Below are 21,099 nucleotides of genomic sequence, written 5' to 3'. Positions count from 1 at the left end.
CGCGCTGGTCAGAGCTGGCCGTTGGCCTCACGCCACGCGCGCTCCTTCTGGATCCACTCGTTGTCCTGCGGGAACTCGTCGATCGACGGCACCCGGCGGATCTCGGTCTTGAACCCGGCACCGGTCATCGGCATGCGCTTGGCCCACTCGACCGCCTCCTCCTTCGAGGAGACGTTGAGCAGGTAGAAGCCGTTGAACAGCTCCTTGGTCTCGCCGTACGGGCCGTCCGTGACGACCGGCGGTTCGGTGGAGTAGTCGACGACGACGCCCTCGGACGCCTCGGAAAGTCCTTCGGCGGCCAGCAGGACACCGGCGCGGATCAGCTCCTCGTTGAACGCGCCGACCGTCTCCAGCATCTTGTCGAAGTCGAACTCGCCCATGTTCGCGAAGGCCTCGTCGGTGGCGCGCATGATCAGCATGTACTTCACGGTGTGTCTCCCTGCTGGTGTTCCGGTTCTGACATCCCGAGGTCGAACGGGCCCCGCACTGGATCGACATCACACCCGGAGAATTTTCGAACTTTCTGTTTCCGCAGGTAGGGTCGCATCAGTCGTGCGTGGGGGAAGTCCGGTCGAAGTCCGGCGCTGACCCGCAACGGTAGGCCTCCTCGTGAGGACGAGCCCGAATACCCGCACACGGCCGGCCTGTGTTTTCCGATTCCGCCGTGGACTGCGGGAAGGACCAAGTGATCTCCAAGATCAGCGCGCTCGTCGGCGTGCTCGTCGTCAGCATCGTGGCGGGCGTCGCGCTCGGCCCCGTCTCCGTTCCGTTCGGCGTCACCGTCGACCTGCTCTGGGAGGCGATCACCGGCGGCACGATCCCCGCCGGCCTCGCCGGGCAGTACCACATCGTCTGGGACATCCGACTTCCTCGTGTCCTGCTGGCCGCCGTCGTGGGCGCGGGCCTGAGCACCGTCGGCGTGGCGATCCAGGCGATGGTCCGCAACGCCCTCGCGGATCCGTACGTGCTCGGCATCTCGTCGGGCGCGAGCGTGGGCGCGACGGCCGTGGCGACGCTCGGTGTGCTCTCCGGTCTCGGCGTCTACGCGCTGTCCGTGGGTGCGTTCCTGACCGGCCTCGGCGCCACCGCACTGGTCTACATCACCGCGCGCACGAGCCGAGGGCTCACACCGTTGCGGCTGGTGCTGACCGGAACCGCGCTGGCATACGGGTTCTCCGCCGTGGCGATGCTGCTGGTGTTCCAGGCACCGCGCGGCGAGGCGGCGCGGGCGGCGATGTTCTGGTTGCTCGGCAGCCTCGGCGGGGCGAACTGGCAGTCGCTGCCCGTCGCCGCCGTCGTGACCGCGGCCGGCATCGTCTACCTGGCGACCAAGGCGCGGCCGCTCAACGCGCTGGCGATGGGCGACGAGACCGCGACCACCCTCGGCGTGGCGGTGAACCGGTTCCGCACGCACCTGTTCATCGTCACCGCGGCCATGACCGGCGTGCTGGTTGCGGTCAGCGGGGCCGTCGGGTTCGTCGGGCTGATGCTGCCGCACCTGACGCGCATGGTCGTGGGCGCCGATCACCGCAAGGTGCTCGCCCTCGCACCGCTGGCCGGAGCCTCGTTCCTGGTCTGGGTCGACGTGGCCGCGCGGATGCTCGCGGCGCCCGAGGAACTGCCGCTCGGCGTCATCACGGCCGCGCTCGGCGTGCCGTGCTTCATCTTCCTGATGCGCCGCAGGTCCTACGTCTTCGGAGGCAGCTGATGCGGATCGAGCTCACCGGCGTCACCGTCCGGAACATCGTCTCCGACATCACACTGCACGCCTCCGCGGAGGTCGTCGGCATCGTCGGCCCGAACGGCAGCGGCAAGTCCACGACGTTGCGCTGCGTGTACCGGGCGTTGAAGCCGGACGCGGGCACCGTCCTGGTCGACGGCGAGAACGTCCACAAGCGACACGACGTCGCCCGTCACCTCGCCGCTCTGACCCAGGAGTCGCAGGTCGAGTTCGACTTCACGGTCGCCGAGGTCGTGGAGATGGGCCGCCTGCCGCACGACCGCGATCCCGCCCGTGACGCGCGGGTGGTGTCCGACGCGCTGGCCACAGTGGATGTTTCGCATCTCGCCGCACGCAGCTTCCTCAGCCTCTCCGGCGGCGAACGCCAGCGCGTGCTCATCGCGCGCGCGATCGCCCAGGAGCCGCGCGTGCTCGTGCTGGACGAGCCGACGAACCACCTCGACATCCGTCACCAGCTCGACGTCCTCGGGCTCGCGCGAGGGTTGGGCATCACCGTGCTCACCGTCCTGCACGACCTGAACCTCGCCGCGTCCTACTGCGACCGCCTGTACGTCCTCGACGAGGGCCGCGTCGTCGCCTCCGGCACACCGGCCGAGGTGCTGGTCCCCGAACTGATCGCCAAGGTCTTCCACGTCACCACGCACGTGGTCGCTCACCCCACAACGGGAGTTCCCCAGCTTCTGTTCGACCAGGAGGTCACCCCTTGAGAACCGTTGTCTGCGCTGTGCTGCTGCTGGTCTCCGGCTGCGGCGCCACGGTGGCCCCGGACACCTCCGCGTCCGACCCCGTGACGGTCACGAACTGCGGCCAGCAGGTCACGTTCGACAAGATTCCGTCCAAAGTGGTCACGAACGACACCGGCATCACCGAGCTGATGTTCGCGCTGGGCCTGAAGGACCGGATGGCGGGCTACGTCGTCTCCGGCGTCGACACGGTCGACGTGCGCACCTCACCCTGGAAGGCCGACTTCGAGAGCGTGCGGCACCTGTCCGACAAGGTCTCCAAGGAGGTCGTGCAGGGCGCGAACGCGGACCTGGTCTTCGCCGGCTGGAACTACGGGTTCAGCGAGAGCACCGGCTTCACCCCGGACGCGTTGAAGGCCCTGGGGATCGGGACCTACCAGCTCACCGAGGCCTGCCGCAACGGCGTCGGAAAGCAGCGCGGCATCATGCCCGCGCTGGACGCGTTGTACACGGACCTGCGCAACCTCGGGAAGATCTTCCGGGTCGAGGCCAAGGCCGAGGAACTGGTGAAGACCTACCAGGAGCAGATCGCCCGTGCCGGGCGGTTGATGGAGGGGAAGCCCCGGCCGAAGGTGTTCCTGTACGACAGTGGACAGGACCAGCCGTTCACGTCCGGGAAGAACGCGGCGCCGCAGGACGTCATCTCGAAGGCCGGCGGCGACAACATCTTCGGGGATCTGAACGACAGCTGGACCACGGTCAACTGGGAGACCGTGGTGCAGCGTGATCCCGAGGTCGTGCTCATCGTGGACTACGCGGACGGGGAGGCGAACACTCCCGAGCAGAAGCAGGCGTTCCTGGAGGGGTTCGCGCCGTTGGCCAACTCGCCCGCGGTCAAGGGGAAGCGGTTCTTCTCGTTGCCTTATGCGGCGTTGGTGGAGTCGCCTCGTAACGCGGCTTCGATCGAGGCGTTCGCGAAGTTCCTGGCCGGGGTCTGACTCGCGGGTCACAGGGGTGAACCCGTGACCAGATAGTGGGAGATTTCCTCCCGTCGCTTGGTACGCCGTGCCGAGCTGTGGCAGCATCCCGGACATGGTTCAGTACGTCGCCATCATTATTGACGAGCGCGTCGGGTAGTTGCCGCCCCTGGCACCCGACGCGCAGACCTCTCGCATCCCGCGGGGGGTCTTTTTGTTTGCCCGGATGAGGAGATGACCCCGATGGCCGGCCCGACCGACGCATTCCACGTCTACGACACGACGTTGCGCGATGGCGCACAACGTGAGGGCATTTCGTACTCCGTCACGGACAAGCTCGCGGTCGCGCGGCTGCTGGACGGGCTCGGCGTCGGGTTCATCGAGGGCGGCTGGCCCGGCGCAATGCCCAAGGACACGGAGTTCTTCGCTCGTGCGGCGGCCGGTGACCTGGAGTTGAAGCACGCCAAGCTGGTCGCGTTCGGGGCGACGCGCAAGGCCGGGGTCAAGGTCGAGGAAGACCCGCAGGTCAAGGCGCTGCTCGACTCCCAGGCGCCGGTGGTGACGCTGGTGGCCAAGTCGGACCTCAGGCACATCGAGCGCGCGTTGCGCACGGACTCCGGCGAGAACCTGAAGATGGTGCGCGACACCGTCCGGTTCCTGAAGGACCACGGCAGGCGCGTCTTCCTCGACGCCGAGCACTTCTTCGACGGGTACGCGTTCTCGCCGGACACGAGTCTGCGCGTGCTGGAGTCCGCTGTGGAGGGTGGCGCGGACGTTGTTGTGCTGTGCGACACGAACGGCGGGCAGCTGCCGTTGGGTCTCGCCGAGACAGTCGCGGAGGTCGTCGAGAAGACGGGCTTCCGGGTAGGAATCCACTGCCAGGACGACACGTCCTGCGCGGTGGCGAACACACTTGCGGCCGTTCAGGCGGGCGCGACGCACGTTCAGTGCACCGCCAATGGTTATGGCGAGCGAGCAGGCAATGCGGACCTGTTCGCCGTCGTGGGAAACCTCGTGACCAAGCTCGGCATGGAGGTGCTCCCGATCGGGGCACTGGCCGAGCTCACCCGTGTCTCCCATGCGTTGGCCGAGATCGCGAACATCGCACCCGACACCCACCAGGCTTATGTCGGGTCGTCAGCATTCGCTCACAAGGCGGGTCTGCACGCGAGCGCGATCAAGGTGGATCCGGAGCTGTACAACCACATCGATCCGGACACCGTCGGCAACGACATGCGGGTGCTGGTCACCGAGATGGCCGGTCGGGCGAGCATCGAACTCAAGGGACGTGAGTTCGGGCTCGACCTGGCCGGCCGGGGGACCGAGGTCGGCAGCGCGTTGAAGCGCGTCAAGGAACTGGAGGCGAAGGGCTGGTCGTTCGAGGCCGCCGACGCCTCGATGGAACTCCTGCTGCGCTCCGAGCTGTCCGAACTGGACACTCCTCCGTTCACACTGGAGTCCTATCGGGTCGTGCTCGACCACCGGTCGGACGGCGAGATCGTGTCCGAGGCCACGGTCAAGGTGCACGTGGCGGGGGAGCGGGTCATCGCGACCGCCGAGGGAATCGGGCCGGTGCACGCCCTGGACGCGGCTCTGCGCAAGGCGTTGTTGCCGCATCTGTCCTGGTTGGACACTGTGGAGCTGGCCGACTACAAGGTGCGCATCCTCACTGAGCATCCCGGTACGGACGCGGTGACGCGCGTCCTGGTGGAGTCGACGGACGGCGAACGCGAGTGGACGACGGTGGGTGTGCACGGGAACATCGTCGAGGCGAGTTGGCTGGCGCTGTGTGACGCGTTGGTGCACAAATCCATGAGGAGTAGCTGACCTCGTAAACTGGCTGGGTGCGCATCGCCCGAATTGCTCATCCCGCAGGCGTGGCCTTCGTCGCCGTTCAAGGCGACGAGGCCGCGGAAATCGCCGAACACCCCTTCGGCACGCCCACGTTCACCGGCCGGAAGTGGCCGTTGGCGGACGTGAGGCTGCTCGCCCCCATCCTGCCCACCAAGATCATTGGTGTGGGCCGGAACTACGCCGACCACGCGAAGGAGCTCGGCAACGAGGTCCCCGCAGAGCCGTTGCTGTTCTTCAAGCCCAACACCTCGGTGGTCGGCCCGAACGTCGAGATCAAGCTGCCGGCCGTGTCCGAGCGCGTCGACTTCGAGGGCGAGCTGGCCGTCATCATCGGTCAGCCGTGCCGCGACGTGCCGAAGGCCAAGGCCGCCAGCGTGATCATGGGTTACACGATCGCCAACGACGTCACGGCGCGCGACCTGCAGAAGAAGGACGTGCAGTTCACGCGTGCCAAGGGTTTTGACACGTTCTGCCCTTTGGGGCCGTTCATCGAGACCGACTTCGACCCGTCCGACGTCCGCGTCGTCACCGAAGTTGACGGGGAAGTCAAACAAGACGGCCGTACTTCGTTGATGGTGCACGACATTCCGTCACTCGTGGAGTACGTGTCCGGCATCATGACGCTGCTGCCGGGCGACCTGATCCTGACCGGCACGCCTGCCGGTGTCGGGCCGATCAGGGCCGGACAGACGGTCTCCGTGACGGTGGACGGCCTTGGCACGCTCACCAATCCGGTCGCAAATAGGTAGCCGTACGGAGCAATCCGTCGTCCGGCAGGTTACGCATCCGGGTACCCGCGAGTAACTTCCCGGTGTCATGACGGACCTGGCGTCCACCCGTGTGTTGCTGGTCGACGGATCGCAGCTCATCACCGAAGGGCTGCGGCTTTCGCTGCACCGCACGCACTGCTTCCGCGTTGTGGGCATCGCCCACACCGTGGCCGAGGCTGCGCGCAGCCTGCGCGGCACTCTGGTGGACCTGGTCGTCACGGACTTCGACGTGCCGGGCGCCGGACCGCTGCGCACCGTGCGGGACACGGCGCAGTACCGGCCGGGCGCCCGCGTCGTCGTGCTGTCCAATGCGGACAGTCCGAGCTGGGCCCGCGCGGCGCTCGACGCCGGCGCGGTGGCCTACCTGCTGAAGACCTCGCCCGTGGCCGAGCTGTTACCGCTGATCGCGGCCGCGGTGCGGGGTGCTCCCGCCACGATCGACGCGCGGGTGGGGTCGCTGGTGCGCCTACCCGCGCGGATGCCGCCACCCGCGTCGCTCGGCCGGCTGTCGGCGCGGGAGTTCGACGTGCTGGCCGAGATGGCGAAGGGCATGGACAACGCCCGCATCGCCCAGCGGCTCTTCATCAGCAACGACACCGTGAAGACCCACGTGAAGGCGATTCTGCGCAAGCTGGGCGCCCGTGACCGCGCCCACGCCGTGGCGATGGTGCTCGGTGAGTCGTCCGAGGCGTTCGTCACGACCTGACGATGGTGCTCGGGTCGTCCGAGGCGTTCGTCATGACCTGACGATGGTCTGCGGATCCCTCCTGGCGAAGTCAGGCGCGTGCTCGGGGCGTGGGCCGATCGCGATCACGTAGGCCGGAACCGCCTGGAGGAACGGCAGCTTCTGCGCGATCCTGAGCGGCAACGGTATGCCCGTGCTGGAGACCGTCTCGGTGCTGTTGAGCTTGCGACCGAGGAACAGCCGGTGGATCACCCGCTGCACGGTCTGGATCACCACGGTCGGGAAGAGCCTGCGCCCGCGCACCTTCGCGAGCGTCGCGCTCGTGACCCGGCCCGCCCGCAACGGCTTGGCAAGCAGGGTCGCCGCCGCCACCGCGTCCTGCACGGCCAGGTTGATGCCCACGCCACCGACCGGTGACATCGCGTGCGCCGCGTCACCGATGCACAGCAGCCCGTCGACGTGCCACTGCCGCAACCGGTCCAGCTTCACGTCCAGCAGCTTCACCTCGTCGAGGTCGGTGATGTGGCCCACCCGGTCCGCGAGCCACGGGATGAGCGTGACGACTCGTTCGCGGAACTTCTCGACGCCCTCGGCGCGCACCGCCTGGTCCGTTCCCTTGCGGATCAGGAAGGCACACTGGAAGTACTCGCCGCGTGGAATGAGCACGAGCGCGCTGCCGGCGCTGAACCTGCCTGCACCACCCTTGACGGCGTCGCTTTCGTTGCGCGGCAAGCGGAACCACCACACGTCCATCGGCGCGCCGAAGCTGTAGACCGGGAGTTCCACGGCGGCGCGCAGGATCGAGCTCCGTCCGTCCGCCGCGACGACGAGGTCGGCGGCGTACTCGCCCTCGTGCCCGTCGACGCGATCGCGGTACTTCACGCCCGTGACCTTGTTGCCGCTCTTGGTGATCTCGGTGACCTCGGTGTTCATCCGCAGCGTGAACGCCGGTTCGAGCCTGCCCGCGTCCGCCAGCAGGTCCAGGAAGTCCCACTGCGGCACCATCGCGATGCGCTTGTTCGGGCCGGGCAGCCGGGACAGGTCGGCGACCGTGACCTTGGCGCCGCCGTCGAGCAGCGCCTCGATCTTGTCGACGTCCTGGTGCGGCACCTGCGCGAACGCGGGACCGAGCCCCAGCTCGTCCAGCAGCGTGAGCGTCGACGCGTGCACCGTGTCGCCGCGGAAGTCCCGCAGGAAGTCGCCGTGCTTCTCGAGCACCGTGACCTCGACGCCACCGCGGGCCAGGAGCAGTCCCAGCACCATTCCGGCAGGTCCGCCGCCGACGACGAGGCAGGTTGTCCTCTCCATGTCGATCCCCTCTTTTCAACCGGTGTTGAATAAATCCAGCATGCTCGTGATCACGATGTGCGTCAAGCCGGTTCCGAGTGGCGTGGCTCTCGTTCGGGTCCGTCCAATGTGGACGGTCTGGTGGGCCAGGCCTCGAAAAGGTTGCGACTGGTGTGAAATGTCGCTTCGCGGGCTACAGTGCCGCGCTCGCGGAGCCACTCACTCAGGCGGAGATCGCTGCGTCGCCGAACAACACTCGACCGGGCTATTGCTTTCGGCGCACGGAGGAGTGCGACTGGTTCGTTCGGGCCCTCAAGGTCTGCTTGATCGTGCAAGGACCTGTAGGAATCACCTCGTTAGCCGAATCGGACGAGGCCCCCACGCACCTAACCTTCCGGAGTGACAACTGCGTCCCCGACTTTCACGCGTAAGAGAACCGGCGAGATCCGCGCTGTGTGCCTGGACGTCGACGACACACTTGTCGACTACAGCGCTTCTTCGCGAGCCGCGTTGGCCTCGATGGTCGGTAACGCCGACGCCTGGTCGTTGTGGCAGAGGATCACCGACGACCACGTCTCCCGCCAGCTCGCCGGCGAACTGCAGTACGTGCAGATGCGCAACATCCGCACACAGGCCTTCTTCGCCGCACTCGGCGAGGAACTGTCGCTGGAGGAAGCGACCCGCCGCGAACTCGGCCGCCAGGAGGTCCTCTCCGCCGGCTGGTGCCTGTTCCCGGACGCGATCCCGATGCTCGACTGGCTGCGCGCGACAGGCCTCCCGATCGCCGCGATCAGCAACGCGTCGGGCCGCCACCAGCGCGTGAAGATCGCCCAGCTCGGCCTCGCCGAGTACTTCGACGCCGTCCTGATCGCCGGCGAGGTCGGCTGCGCCAAGCCGGATCGCGTGATCTTCCACACCGCGTGCCTGGCCCTGGGCGTCCCGCCCGGCGACACCGTCCACGTGGGAGACCGCCTGCACGCCGACGCCATCGGGGCACGGGACGCCGGAATGCACGGCGTCTGGATCAACCGCATCGGCCCGACCGGCGGCACACTGCCCGCGGGCCTGTCGTCCATCACGACGCTCGCGGAACTGCCGGAGCTCCTCGTGTGCGAGCTCTCCACCGCCAGCGCCTGAGTTCACCTTCGAGACCGGCCCCCACCTGCGCGGATGCGTTCAGGTGGGGGCCGATTTCACTTCTGCCGGGGGCGTGGTCTAGTATTTCTCTCGGCAGCAACGAGGACCTCGGAACTCCCGCGGGACAACGAAGTCGATCGTGAAAGCCAATGGGGTATGGTGTAATTGGCAGCACGACTGATTCTGGTTCAGTTAGTCTAGGTTCGAGTCCTGGTACCCCAGCTGCGAAGGAAGAACTGCCCTCGGGTCAGCTTCTGGAGCTGCTGAAAATGTTAGACCCAAAGCAAGATGCCAGAGCAAGACCCAGCAGTAAAAGAACTGAATAGCCGGATTTGGACCGGACAGAGTGATCTGATAAGGTTCAAGCCAGCAAGAAGTTCTAGGGCCCCGTCGTCTAGCGGCCTAGGACGCCGCCCTCTCAAGGCGGTAGCGAGGGTTCGAATCCCTTCGGGGCTACAGAGGTGGTAGAGGCCTGTCTGCGGAGTGCGCAGACAGGCCTCTTTCGCTTTGCCTTCTGGGGGCCAAGCCCCCAGACCCCAGCCGGCGGGCTCCGCCCCCGGACCCCCGGCGTGGGTGTGACCCGTGCCTTGTGGTGTGCGCGTCGCTTCGCTTGCGAATGGGTGCCCTCGCCCTCGCTTCGCATCGGGTGGGCGGGCGGGTGCCATTCGGCTGCATTCTTTGTGGGCGAGCTTTTACTTAATGCAGTGGTTAGGCCGCCCTCCTTAGGAGGGCGGCCTTTGTGGTTATAGGCGGCTTTGTAGGGCTTCTGCTGCTGCTAGTAGGTCTGCTGCCCAGCGGGCTCCTGGGCGGCGGCCCATGCGGTCTATGGGGCCTGAGACTGAGACTGCTGCTACTACGGCGCCTGCTGAGTCTCTTACCGGGGCTGAGACTGAGGCCACGCCTGGTTCTCGTTCTGCCACGCTTTGGGCCCAGCCTCGGCGGCGGACTTCCAAGAGGGTTCGTTCGCCGTATACGGCGTCGGCCAGGACGGCGCGTTGGGTGCCTGGGTCTGACCATGCTGCCAGGACTTTGGCGCCTGAGCCTGCTGTCATGGGGAGCCTGGCTCCGATTGGGACTGTGTCTCGCAGGCCCGAGGGGGGTTCTGCTGAGGAGACGCAGACTCGTTGCATGCCGTCGCGGCGGTAGAGCTGCACGCTTTCGCCTGTGATGTCGCGCAGGCGTGGCAGGACCGAGGAGGCGGCGTCCAGCAACGGGTCCGTTGCGCCGCCTGCCAGTTCGGCCAGAGCCGCGCCCGGGCGCCAGCGGCCGTCTGAGCCTCGGCGCAGCAACCGGTGCACCTCGAGGCCTACGGCCAGGCGGTGTGCGGTCGCTCGCGGGAGGCCGGTGCGGTTGCACAACTCGGCCAGGCCACAAGGATCTTTTGCTACGGCGTTCAACACGGCCACTGCCTTGTCCAGCACGCCGATCCCGCTATGCTGTCCCACAAGCCGATACTAACTTCCCAGACAGTGAGAAGTCCAGATCTGTCGGCGCGTCCATGATGTGGGAGATGTCGCGATGAGCCGCACGCTCGCGGAGAAGGTGTGGGAGGCACACGTTGTGCGCCACGGAAGTGGCGCGGAGCCGGACCTGCTTTACATCGACCTCCACCTGCTGCACGAAGTCACCAGCCCCCAGGCGTTCGACGGCCTCCGCCTTGCGGGCCGCGGGCTGCGCAGGGCCGATCTCACGATCGCCACCGAGGATCACAACGTTCCGACCGTCGACATCGACAAGCCGATCGCGGATCTCGTGTCGCGCACGCAGGTTGAGACGCTCCGGCGCAACTGCGCGGAGTTCGGGGTGCGGCTGCACCCGATGGGGGACTTCGAGCAGGGCATCGTGCATGTCGTCGGGCCGCAGCTCGGGCTCACCCAGCCCGGTATGACCGTGGTGTGCGGCGACAGTCACACGTCGACGCACGGTGCGTTCGGCGCGCTTGCGTTCGGCATCGGCACTTCCGAGGTCGAGCACGTGATGGCGACGCAGACGTTGCCGCTGCGTCCGTTCAAGACGATGGCCATCAACGTCAACGGCGCGCTCGGCGAGGGCGTCACGGCGAAGGACATCATCCTCGCCGTCATCGCGAAGATCGGAACCGGTGGCGGGCAGGGTTATGTGCTCGAATACCGCGGCGACGCCATCGAGGCGCTGTCGATGGAAGCGCGCATGACGGTCTGCAACATGTCGATCGAGGCGGGCGCGCGCGCCGGCATGATCGCACCGGACGACACGACTTTCGACTACATCAAGGGCCGTCCGCACGCACCGTCCGGCGCGGACTGGGACGCGGCCGTCGAATACTGGAAGACGCTGCGCACCGACGACGACGCGACTTTCGACGCGGAGGTGAACCTCGACGCGGCGGAGCTCACCCCCTTCGTCACGTGGGGCACGAACCCCGGTCAGGGCCTGCCGCTGAGCGCGAACATCCCCGACCCCGAGAAGATCGCGGACGAGAACGAGCGCGTGGCCGCCGAGAAGGCGCTGACGTACATGGGCCTCGAGGCCGGCACGCCACTGCGCGACATCCGCGTGGACACGGTGTTCCTCGGCTCCTGCACCAACGGGCGCATCGAGGACCTGCGCGCCGCGGCGGACGTCATCAAGGGGAAGCACGTCGCTTCAGGAGTACGGATGCTGGTCGTCCCCGGTTCGATGCGGGTGCGCAAGCAGGCGGAGGACGAGGGTCTGGACAAGGTGTTCCTCGACGCGGGTGCCGAGTGGCGGCAGGCCGGGTGCTCGATGTGCCTTGGCATGAACCCGGATCAGCTCGCGCCCGGAGAGCGCAGCGCGTCGACCTCGAACCGCAACTTCGAGGGCAGGCAGGGCAAGGGCGGCCGGACGCACCTCGTGTCACCTCTCGTCGCCGCCGCCACGGCCGTGCGCGGCACCCTGTCGGCCCCCGCAGACCTGGAGAACTGACCATGGATGCCTTCACCACCCACACGGGCGTCGGTGTGCCGCTGCGCAGGTCCAACGTGGACACCGACCAGATCATCCCGGCCGTCTACCTCAAGCGCGTGACCCGCACCGGGTTCGAGGACGGGCTCTTCGCCGCCTGGCGCGGTGACGAGCACTTCATCCTCAACCAGGAGCCCTTCAAGGCGGGCAGCGTCCTCGTTGCGGGCCCTGACTTCGGCACCGGGTCCTCTCGGGAACACGCCGTCTGGGCGTTGATGGACTACGGCTTCCGCGTCGTCGTCTCGTCCCGGTTCGCCGACATCTTCCGGGGCAACTCCGGCAAGCAGGGCCTCGTGGCGGCGCAGTGCAGCCAGTCCGATGTCGAGCTGCTGTGGAAGGTGCTGGAGTCCGAACCCGGCACGCCGGTCACGGTGGACCTCACCGACAAGACCGTTCGCGCCAAGGACTTGGTAGCCCCGTTCGAGATCGACGACTACACCCGCTGGCGCCTTCTCGAAGGCCTCGACGACATCGCTTTGACGTTGCGTCACGAGCCCGAGATCAGCGCATTCGAGGGCAATCGCCAGACTTGGCTGCCCACAACGGATCCGCTTCCGGCGGTCTGAGAGGGGGCCGGATTCTCCCCTTGAGAGGGGCGAATCCGGCGCCTCCTGTCCCTCGAAGGGGCGCAATTAGCCACGCCACAACGAAAAATCTGGCGTGGCGATTGGTATTTCTCGCGTTTTGGGCCTACCGTTGCGTTCTAGTCGGCCCGTCTCTTAGGGCCGTGAGCGTCCTGGGAGGGACTGACGGTGAATAAGGCCCAGCTCATCGAGGCGCTCGCCGAGCGCCTTGGAGACAAGAAGACCGCCGGTGCTGCTGTTGACGGCCTCGTGGACGTGATCGTCCGTAGCGTCAACAAGGGCGAGAAGGTCAACATCACGGGCTTCGGCGTCTTCGAGAAGCGCGCCCGTGCGGCTCGCACCGCGCGCAACCCGCGTACGGGCGAGACCGTGAAGGTCAAGAAGACCAACGTGCCCGCGTTCCGCCCCGGCTCGACGTTCAAGGACGTCATCAGCGGTGCGAAGAAGCTGCCGAAGGCCGTTGCTGCCAAGGCCGCCGCCAAGCCCGCCGCCGCTGCCGCCGCGAAGCCCGCGGCTACCAAGGCTCCGGCGACCAAGGCCGCGACGACCCGCGCGACGACCACGACGCGCACCCGTACGGCCGCGGCCGCCACCAAGGCGCCCGCGACCCGTCGCACCACCACGGCCGCGGCGAAGCCCGCTGCTGCCAAGGCGCCTGCGAAGGCGACCGCCACCAAGGCCGCCGCCACCAAGGCCGCCGCCACCAAGACGGCCGCGGCCAAGGCTCCGGCCAAGCGCGCCACGGCTGCTGCCAAGGCGACCGCCGCTGCCAAGCCCGCCGCGAAGACCGCGGCTGCGAAGCCGGCTGCTCGCAAGACGGCTGCCAAGAAGAAGTGAGACGGGCCTCCTGAGGGAGGCTGCGTCACTTCAGTACCAACGCGGAAGGCCCTGGTGTGCGCACACCGGGGCCTTCGTGTTTTGGTCGCTGCTTCACAGGCTGCGGCGAGTTCGCCGGGCCCTTCGTGTTGCGGGATTCGCTTGCGTCAGGGGGCTTTCGCAGGCGTGAAAGCGTTATTTCTATTGGAGTGCCAGGCGTTCTCAGCCCCGCACCGGACCCGCGAGTTCGCGACTTCCCGGCGAACTCGCCGCCGTCTGCGGAGCAGCGGCAGAAACTACGGCCGGGCCAGCGCAGAGGCCAGGTAGTGCGCCGACACCAGGGTTGGCCAGCGCGAAGGCGAGTCCGAAGTGGACCATGTGCCGAACGGCCTGGTGAAGGTCAGCACCCACGTGCTGCCCTTCTTGCACGGGATCTCGTCCAGCCGCAGCCCGCCCATTTCGGCCAGCGACTGCACGACGGACGGGATCACGCCGCCCTGCGAGGAGAGGACGGCACGGCCCTCCTGCGCGGCGACCTCCAGCAGCCGCACGAGGCCGGCGTCCGGGTCGGGCCAGTAGCCCTCCTCCGACAGGCGCGGCTCCTCGACCATCTCCACGTCCAGGTCCTCGGCCACGCCTCGCACGGTGTCCACGCAACGCACTCTGGGCGCCGTGTGGACGCGTACTGGTGCCCACAGGGGCAACATGGCGCGCAGCGCCGCGGCCTGGCGCCAGCCCGCGTCTGAGAGCGGGCGGAGGTCGTCGTCGTCATTCCACTCCGACCGCTTCCCGGCCTTCGCGTGCCGCACCAGCAGAACGACCAGCAGGTCCGCGGGCAGGCGGGAGAACTCGGCCAGCACCTGCTGGTCCGGTTCGTAGGTCAGCAGTTCCGACGCCTCGGCGATCGGCAGCCACCGCAGCAGATCGACCTCTTCGTTGGGGACGAACGAACCGGAAACGGCCTGAGCGGCGTAGTAGTCGACCGTTTTGGGCACGCTTTTCACCGAATACGACACCTGCCGGAGATGGCGGCCGAGGACACAGGAGAAGCCTGTCTCCTCTTCCACCTCGCGTACCGCGCAGCCCGGAATCGTCTCTCCGTGGTCGAGTTTGCCTTTCGGCAGGGACCAGTCGTCATAACGCTGGCGGTGCACCACCGCGACTTCGACGTCACCGTCGGCCTCGCGCCAGAGCACCGCCCCAGCAGCTTTGATCACCCAAGAGCTCCGTGCCTGTGCAGCAGTTCCATCTGGTGGTCCCGCACGGACGTGCCGTCCGAAGGCGAGGCCTCCCATTCTCCGTCAGGGCACAGAACCCAGCAGCGCGTGTGGGGATCGAGCGCGGACTCGAACATGTCGCCCAGCTGCTTGGTCAGGCGCGGGTCGGCGACGCGCAGGGCCACCTCGACGCGGCGGTCCAGGTTGCGGTGCATCATGTCCGCGCTGCCGATCCAGTACTCGTCGCAGGCGACGAAGTGGAAGACCCGCGAGTGCTCCAGGAACCGGCCCAGGATCGACCGCACCCGGATGTTCTCCGACAGCCCCTTGATGCCCGGCTTCAGGCCGCAGATGCCGCGTACCACCACGTCGACGGGCACGCCGGCCTGCGACGCCCGGTACAGCGCGTCGATGACCTGCTCGTCCACGAGCGAGTTCACCTTGATGCGCACGCCCGAGGGCTCACCGGCCTGCGCGCGTTCGATCTCCAGGTTGATCCGGTCGACGATGCCCTTGCGGACGCCGTAGGGCGCGACGAGCAGCGAGCGGTACTCGTCCTGGCGCGCGTAGCCGGTCAGCACGTTGAAGAGGTCGGTGAGGTCCGCGCCGATCGTCGGCTCCGCGGTCAGGATGCCGACGTCCTCGTACAGCCGCGCGGTCTTCGGGTTGTAGTTGCCGGTGCCGATGTGGCAGTAGCGGCGGATCGTCGAGCCTTCCTGGCGCACCACGAGCGACGTCTTGCAGTGCGTCTTCAGGCCCACCAGGCCGTAGACGACGTGCACGCCCGCCTTTTCCAGCGCCCGTGCCCACTTGATGTTCGCCTGCTCGTCGAACCGGGCCTTCAGCTCCACCAGCGCCACGACCTGCTTGCCCGCCTCGGCCGCGTCGATCAGCGCGTCCACGATGGGGGAGTCGCCGGAGGTGCGGTACAGCGTCTGCTTGATGGCGAGCACGTGCGGGTCGGCCGCGGCCTGCTCGATGAAGCGCTGCACGGACGTGGAGAACGAGTCGTACGGGTGGTGCACGAGGACGTCACCCTCGCGCAGCGTCGCGAAAACGCTCTTCGGCGTCTCGCGCTCACCGAACGCCGGGTGCGTCGCCGGCACGAACGCCGGGTCCTTCAACGTCTTGCGGTCGATGCCGTAGAGCAGCCACAGGCACGACAGGTCGAGCAGGCCGGGCACGGTCACGACGTCGTGCGGGTCGACCTCCATCTCCCGCAACAACAGTTCGAGCATGTGCTCGGTCATGTCGTCGGCCACCTCCAGGCGCACCGGCGGACCGAACCGGCGCCGAGCGAGCTCGCGTTCCAGCGCCTGCAACAGGTCCTCGTCGCGGTCCTCCTCGACCTCGAGGTCCGCGTTGCGCGTCACCCGGAACGCGTGGCACTCGATGACCTCCATGCCGGTGAACAGCTCGCCCAGGTGCGCGGCGATGAGCTCCTCCAGCGGCAGGAAGGTCGCGGAAGAGGACGACCGGTCCCCTTCCACCCGGACGAGGCGCGGCACGTTGTCCGGCACCTTCACGCGGGCGAACCGCTCGCCGCCGCCCTCGGGATCGCGCACGGTCACGGCGAGGTTCAGCGACAGCCCCGAGATGTAGGGGAACGGGTGCGCCGGGTCGACCGCGAGCGGCGTCAGGACCGGGAACACCTGGGCGCTGAAGTAGTTGGAGAGCCTCAACCGGTCGTAGTCCGTGAGGTCGCCCCACGTCACGATGCTGATCCGGTGCTCTTCCAGGCCCGGCCGGATGTGGTCGAGGAACGCGCGGGCGTGCTGCTCCACGAGTTCCTGCGTGCGCTTGGAGATGGACACGAGCTGTTCCTGCGGCGTGAGCCCGTCCGCGCTGCGCACCGAAAGACCGGTCTCCGCGCGCCGCTTCAGGCCCGCGACCCGGACCATGTAGAACTCGTCCAGGTTCGAGGCGAAGATCGCGAGGAACTTCGCGCGCTCCAGCAACGGCTGCGAGGAGTCCTCGGCCAGTGCGAGCACGCGGGCGTTGAAGTCCAACCAGGACAGTTCACGGTTGAAGTACCGGTCGTCCGGGAGGTCGGTCGGCACCGCGCTGGACGTCACCGCGGGCGGTGCGGAAGGCACGCCACGCAACGGGGCGGCGGCCGTGGGACCGCGTTCGACCTTCGCCCGAGTCGTCGAAACTCGCCGGGTCGCCGCACGAGGCTGCTTGCGCGGGGTCGCCGCTTCCACTTTCGCACGCGGGGTGCGGCGTCGGGAGGGTGTCGCCTTACCGTCGTTGTCGTCCTTGCTCACGTCACGCATTGTGGCGCACTATCGCCGTGAGCGCCCCTAACCAGAACGTCCGTCTGGTGAACTCCTCGTCACAGAACAGGCATGCGAAGAGCGGTGACGGTCCCATCGGGGCTACGTTCGAGGGTCACCCGTTGCCCCGGACGCAGCATCCGCCAGCCACCCGCCGTGACGGCTTCGGTACTCACGTCGACGAGAACGCCGTCATCTCGCAGGACGACGGCAGAGCCGTCACTGTTAAAAGTAGACACGGTCGCCTGCACGGACGCGAAGCCTAGACGTTCGTAGCTACACGACTCGTTCGGCGCGCTGCCAGGGTCGATCCATGAAGGTTATTGCCACGATCACCGCGGCGACCCTGTTGGCCTTCACCACGGCAGGCCTGGCTTCGGCGGCTTCCGCCGAACCCAGGACGCCGAAGGTGGACAAACCACGACTGCAGGCGGCGGCCAAGAACGTCCGCCTCAAAGCCTCACTTCCCGGTACCGAACGGGCCATCTCGATCGCGTTCGCCCAGTACGGCAAGCGCGACGTGGCTTTCGTGAGCATGGAGACCGGGCTCAAGACGTTCGACGTCACCGACCTGGACAGGCCCAAACTCCTCGACCACCTCACGAAAGAGGAGATGGCACTGCCGGGCGACGACCCGACGAAGCGCTTCTGGGAGAACGAGGACATCAACGTCGACCCCAAGCGCAAGCTCGCGTTCCTGGCGCGTGAGGTCAACTCGTTCGGCCGCGCGCTGCCCGGCGACCGCCCGACGGGCAACTACATCGTGTCCGCTGTGGACCCCGCCGACCTCAGAATCCTCAGCTTTCACCGGCAGAACACCGGTCACACCAGCACCTGCATCAACGACTGCCAGTTCCTCTGGACGGCAGGACTCGACCGGTCGGACGCCAAGACCGGCCGGATCTTCGTCACGGACATCCGCGATCCGAAGACCCCGAAAGAACTTCCGGTCTCCGTCGACGTCCGCGGCAAGGCGGGCGAGGGGAAGATCACGCACGACGTCCAGGTCGACGCCCAGGGCATCGCGTGGGTGGCGGGCGACGACGGCACCCGCGGTTACCACACGAAGGGCTGGCACCGAGACCCGTTGACCGGCAGGTACCGCGAGGCGAAGGCGTGGGATCCCGTTCCGTACGCGGGCGGCGCCGTGCCGAAGGCGGACATGCCGACCTCGTTCACGCACAACTCGTTCCGCCCGATCGGCCGCACGCTCCTCGACGGCCCGTTGCCCACGCGTGAGAACCCGCCGGGCTCACTGCTGCTGCACACCGAGGAGGCGTTCGGCTCGCCCACCTGCAAGACCGAGGGCCGGTTCGTCATCTCCTCGCTGCAGGGCACGCACAACGGTGAGGGCTGGGCCGAGACGCCCAAGGAGATGAGGACCGTCGGCATCTGGAGCCCGGACGACCAGGAGGGCACGATCCCCGGCAACGTCACGTGCTCCGCGCACTACTTCGACGTGCAGAAGAGGATCGTGGCCTACTCCTGGTACAACCAGGGCACCCGGTTCCTGGACATCTCCAACCCCGCCAGGCCGATCCAGATCGGGTACTGGCGGCCGGACACCGCGACGTCCTGGGCGCCGTACTGGCACCGCGGCACCGTGTTCGTGGCGGACATCTCGCGCGGCGTCGAGATCCTGCAGCTGGAGAAGGGCGCTTACGAGGCGCAGGCGAGCGGCACTCCCGTGACGCTGACCGCGCACCACGCCAGGGAACTGGCCAGGGAGAGCGACAGGGAACCCGTGCCGCTCGCCCCGAACCCGTTCTACGGCTGGGCCTGCCCGATGGTCGCCAACCGCGACGACTCGGCGGACTGCGGTGCGGGAGCCTGCGGCGCACCCTGCTGAGACACCCCGGCCGTGACAGCGGCCTTCGCGCGCTGGCGGGTGATCACGCGCCGGCCGAGGTTGATCATCGGGATCTCCACGGTCAGGTAGAGAACACTCGCCAGCGCCAGACCCAGTGCCGTGACCACGACGGCCTGCCCGAGACCGGACAGAGCGGGCCAGAAGAACGCGATGACGGTCGCGGCGATCGTCTGCACCAGGTAGAGCGAGTACGAGCGCTCGCCGACGAACTGCATCGGCTTCACGGACAGGAACGTCGTGGCCGGTCCGGGCGCGATCATCGCGGTCAGCAGGACGGCCGTCGCGAGCGCGTACACCGGAATGACCAGCACGTGACCAGGGATTCCGTTGATGCCGTCGAGGAATCCGGCGATCGGCTTCACGCTCAGGTGCACCGCGACGAATCCGATCGCGACGATGACCTGCGCGACGCGGTTCGTGAGCGGGCGCAGCACGGCGAATCCGCGCGGGCTGTGCAGAGCGATCGCGAGCAGCACACCCGTCAGGATCGAGAAGTAGTGCAACGGCCAGCCGGGGTTGCTGTGCGACGCGGTGAAGTTCACGACCACGAGCGCGAGCAGCATGCCGAGGGCGGCGGCACCGGCGCGGCGGCGCAGCACGACTGTGCCCAGCGCGATCGCGACCAGTGGCCAGACCAGGTAGAACTTCTGCTCGATGCCCAGCGACCACGACTGCCCGTACGGGCTGGCGCCGGCGAACTCGTTGGTGAACGAGAGGAAGTACGGCAGCGCGGAGCCGATGCCGTTGCTCAGGAACGTGCCCGCCAGCGCGGACGCCACGACAGTCACGAGCAGGAGCACGAAGTAGACGGGGAGAATCCGGAAACCGCGCCGCAGGTAGAACTCACCGAGCGAGATCCGGCCGGTCCGCTGTTCCTCGCGCAGCATCAGCGTGGTGATCAGGAATCCGCTGAGGACGAAGAACATCTGGACCCCGGCCCAGCCCTGGAGCCGATCCGGTCCGCCGTAGTGGAAGAAGACGACCAGCACCGCGGCAATGGCACGCAGGCCGTCCAGAGCGGGAAAGCGGCGCAACGCCAGGTAGTCGGCGTGCGTCAGTGAACTCATGCAGGAAACACCTCAGGGCAACGCGTCGGGGGATGACGACACCGGGGGAAGCGTCGTCGGCACAGGGGGATACGGATGTAAAGGTGCCGGGGTTCCCCGTTGAGTTGCCCGAACCAACATTTTCGTGTTGTTCGTCACGAACTCAAGAGGTTTCCCCGGTCAGCAGCGGGAGAGCGGTGAGAGCTTCGCCAGCGGAGCGGCGGCCGCGACGCGCCAGCCTTGTCGTGTGAGCGCTCCGCCGTGGACTTCGAGCCAGTACCCGCCTTCGGTCGTGTGCAGGGTCGCGCCGCTGCGGATGTCCGTGACGTACGACGACTCCGACTGCCACGACACGAAGTCGCCGCTCACCCGCGGGAACACAATGCCTTCCGTTCTCGGCGCCGGCCTGATCCCGGCCAGCTCGCGCGGTTGCGCCCAGCCCTCGCGCCAGCCGATCAGCTTCTCGTCCCGCGTCCACACCACCGTGCGGCCGTCGGATGCCACGCTGTCACCGGGTTCGGCGTTCTGCAGCTGCTCGGGCAACGCTCCCTCGGCGCGGAACTTCCCGTCCTGCAGCCAGATGACCGCGTCACCGAGGAAAGCCGGCTTCGTGCCGGGGCCGACGACCCTGTCCTTCTTCTTCGCCAGGTCGTAGAGGTGTACGCCCGCACTGTCGGACCAGGCGGCTTTGCCGTTGTGCACCACGGCACCGTCGTCGCCGATCCGCACGGGTGCGCCGTCGTCGCGCGAGTCCCACGCGTAGGTCGTGGTGGTGTGGTCGGCCGGGTTCGGTGTCGTGGAGAACGTCACCCAGCGGCCGTCGAACTCGACACCGAAGAGCTGCCCGTCGTTCTGCACCGCCATCACCTGCTGGCGCTTGCCGTGGTCGTGCAGCACGAGCTCGGTCGTCCTGTTGCGCGTGGTCTTCACGAGTGTCGTGCCGGCGTCCTCGTTCGCCGCGACGACGATGACCTTCTCGTGCGGGCCCGCCTCCGTCCGGTCGCGCGACAGGAGGTCCTTCCAGCTCTGGGGCAGGTCCACCCGGCAGGTGCTGAGCCTGCTCTCCGCCGTGTAGTCGGACGGCCGGTCGATCGGATAGGCGGCCACACAGCCCGCGACGGCCGTGACACCCGCCAGCGCGATGAGCGCTCGCATCAGTCTCCCAAATCGTGATCACCCCAGTGACCCGGAA

The 21,099-nt window shown here is 67.6% G+C and carries 18 protein-coding genes, 2 tRNA genes and 1 riboswitch; of the genes, 13 read left to right on the top strand and 7 right to left on the bottom strand.

Annotated elements, in window-relative coordinates:
• Positions 1-8: 8 nt before the first annotated feature.
• The gene (locus tag BLR21_RS23975; protein ID WP_090008489.1) at positions 9-428 is read right to left on the bottom strand and encodes a YciI family protein; all 420 of its coding nucleotides are present in this window, start codon (positions 426-428) and stop codon (positions 9-11) included.
• Positions 429-521: 93 nt separating this feature from the next.
• Positions 522-650, top strand: a riboswitch (cobalamin riboswitch).
• A gap of 35 nt (positions 651-685) precedes the next feature.
• On the opposite strand from BLR21_RS23975, the gene BLR21_RS23970 reads away from it, so the two are divergent.
• From BLR21_RS23970 to BLR21_RS23945, 6 genes are all read left to right on the top strand, one after another.
• Complete coding sequence (locus BLR21_RS23970; protein ID WP_245816239.1) at positions 686-1,708, top strand: FecCD family ABC transporter permease; 1,023 nt, start codon at positions 686-688, stop codon at positions 1,706-1,708.
• Complete coding sequence (locus tag BLR21_RS23965) at positions 1,708-2,448, top strand: ABC transporter ATP-binding protein (RefSeq protein ID WP_090008487.1); 741 nt, start codon at positions 1,708-1,710, stop codon at positions 2,446-2,448. Before BLR21_RS23970 ends, BLR21_RS23965 begins: the two co-directional genes overlap by 1 nt.
• Positions 2,445-3,422, top strand: a complete 978-nt coding sequence (locus BLR21_RS23960) for an ABC transporter substrate-binding protein (protein ID WP_090008485.1) — start codon at positions 2,445-2,447, stop codon at positions 3,420-3,422. The genes BLR21_RS23965 and BLR21_RS23960 overlap by 4 nt, the downstream gene beginning before the upstream one ends.
• 222 nt (positions 3,423-3,644) lie before the next feature.
• Positions 3,645-5,228 (top strand): citramalate synthase, encoded by a 1,584-nt coding sequence (gene cimA / locus BLR21_RS23955; protein ID WP_256334898.1) that lies wholly within the window; start codon positions 3,645-3,647, stop codon positions 5,226-5,228.
• A 17-nt stretch (positions 5,229-5,245) separates the two neighbouring features.
• Positions 5,246-6,004, top strand: a complete 759-nt coding sequence (locus BLR21_RS23950) for a fumarylacetoacetate hydrolase family protein (protein ID WP_090008481.1) — start codon at positions 5,246-5,248, stop codon at positions 6,002-6,004.
• A 67-nt stretch (positions 6,005-6,071) separates the two neighbouring features.
• Positions 6,072-6,731: a response regulator transcription factor gene (locus BLR21_RS23945; protein WP_051770822.1), complete on the top strand. Its 660-nt coding sequence runs from the start codon at positions 6,072-6,074 to the stop codon at positions 6,729-6,731.
• A 30-nt stretch (positions 6,732-6,761) separates the two neighbouring features.
• Here the strand turns inward: BLR21_RS23945 and BLR21_RS23940 are convergent, their stop codons facing one another.
• Complete coding sequence (locus BLR21_RS23940; protein WP_090008479.1) at positions 6,762-8,018, bottom strand: FAD-dependent oxidoreductase; 1,257 nt, start codon at positions 8,016-8,018, stop codon at positions 6,762-6,764.
• A 378-nt stretch (positions 8,019-8,396) separates the two neighbouring features.
• On the opposite strand from BLR21_RS23940, the gene BLR21_RS23935 reads away from it, so the two are divergent.
• From BLR21_RS23935 to BLR21_RS23925, 3 genes are all read left to right on the top strand, one after another.
• Positions 8,397-9,134, top strand: coding sequence for an HAD family hydrolase (locus BLR21_RS23935; protein ID WP_245816243.1), 738 nt, complete (start codon positions 8,397-8,399; stop codon positions 9,132-9,134).
• Positions 9,135-9,284: 150 nt separating this feature from the next.
• A tRNA-Gln gene (locus BLR21_RS23930) sits at positions 9,285-9,356 on the top strand.
• Positions 9,357-9,517: 161 nt separating this feature from the next.
• Positions 9,518-9,590, top strand: a tRNA-Glu gene (locus BLR21_RS23925).
• Between the two features lie 287 nt (positions 9,591-9,877).
• Here the strand turns inward: BLR21_RS23925 and BLR21_RS23920 are convergent.
• The gene (locus tag BLR21_RS23920; RefSeq protein WP_176929766.1) at positions 9,878-10,579 is read right to left on the bottom strand and encodes an IclR family transcriptional regulator; all 702 of its coding nucleotides are present in this window, start codon (positions 10,577-10,579) and stop codon (positions 9,878-9,880) included.
• Between the two features lie 73 nt (positions 10,580-10,652).
• On the opposite strand from BLR21_RS23920, the gene leuC reads away from it, so the two are divergent.
• The 3 genes from leuC (at position 10,653) to BLR21_RS23905 (ending at position 13,519) form a co-directional block, all read left to right on the top strand.
• Complete coding sequence (gene leuC / locus BLR21_RS23915; protein WP_090008477.1) at positions 10,653-12,059, top strand: 3-isopropylmalate dehydratase large subunit; 1,407 nt, start codon at positions 10,653-10,655, stop codon at positions 12,057-12,059.
• A 2-nt stretch (positions 12,060-12,061) separates the two neighbouring features.
• Entirely contained in the window at positions 12,062-12,664 is a 603-nt protein-coding gene (leuD, locus tag BLR21_RS23910) for a 3-isopropylmalate dehydratase small subunit (protein ID WP_030479748.1), read from the top strand.
• A 186-nt stretch (positions 12,665-12,850) separates the two neighbouring features.
• Complete coding sequence (locus tag BLR21_RS23905; RefSeq protein ID WP_090008475.1) at positions 12,851-13,519, top strand: HU family DNA-binding protein; 669 nt, start codon at positions 12,851-12,853, stop codon at positions 13,517-13,519.
• A 275-nt stretch (positions 13,520-13,794) separates the two neighbouring features.
• Here BLR21_RS23905 and BLR21_RS23900 read toward each other — a convergent pair whose 3' ends face one another.
• On the bottom strand, positions 13,795-14,712 hold the full coding sequence (locus BLR21_RS23900) for an NUDIX hydrolase (protein WP_256334914.1): 918 nt from the start codon (positions 14,710-14,712) through the stop codon (positions 13,795-13,797).
• Complete coding sequence (locus tag BLR21_RS23895; protein ID WP_090008471.1) at positions 14,712-16,991, bottom strand: RNA degradosome polyphosphate kinase; 2,280 nt, start codon at positions 16,989-16,991, stop codon at positions 14,712-14,714. Before BLR21_RS23895 ends, BLR21_RS23900 begins: the two co-directional genes overlap by 1 nt.
• A 313-nt stretch (positions 16,992-17,304) precedes the next feature.
• Between BLR21_RS23895 and BLR21_RS23890 the strand changes: the two genes are divergently transcribed.
• Positions 17,305-18,840: an LVIVD repeat-containing protein gene (locus BLR21_RS23890; RefSeq protein ID WP_090008469.1), complete on the top strand. Its 1,536-nt coding sequence runs from the start codon at positions 17,305-17,307 to the stop codon at positions 18,838-18,840.
• On the opposite strand, the gene BLR21_RS23885 is transcribed toward BLR21_RS23890, so the two are convergent.
• The gene (locus tag BLR21_RS23885) at positions 18,759-19,928 is read right to left on the bottom strand and encodes an acyltransferase family protein (RefSeq protein ID WP_090008467.1); all 1,170 of its coding nucleotides are present in this window, start codon (positions 19,926-19,928) and stop codon (positions 18,759-18,761) included. The two genes, BLR21_RS23890 and BLR21_RS23885, sit on opposite strands and share 82 nt — an antisense overlap.
• Before the next feature lie 159 nt (positions 19,929-20,087).
• Positions 20,088-21,062 (bottom strand): hypothetical protein, encoded by a 975-nt coding sequence (locus BLR21_RS23880; RefSeq protein WP_090008465.1) that lies wholly within the window; start codon positions 21,060-21,062, stop codon positions 20,088-20,090.
• Between the last annotated feature and the right edge of the window lie 37 nt (positions 21,063-21,099).

Origin of the sequence: Lentzea albidocapillata subsp. violacea (assembly GCF_900100275.1) — a bacterium.
Taxonomy (GTDB): domain Bacteria; phylum Actinomycetota; class Actinomycetes; order Mycobacteriales; family Pseudonocardiaceae; genus Lentzea; species Lentzea violacea.
Note: the sequence above shows the minus strand (reverse complement) of the source record. Positions and strands in the feature narration are given on the sequence as shown.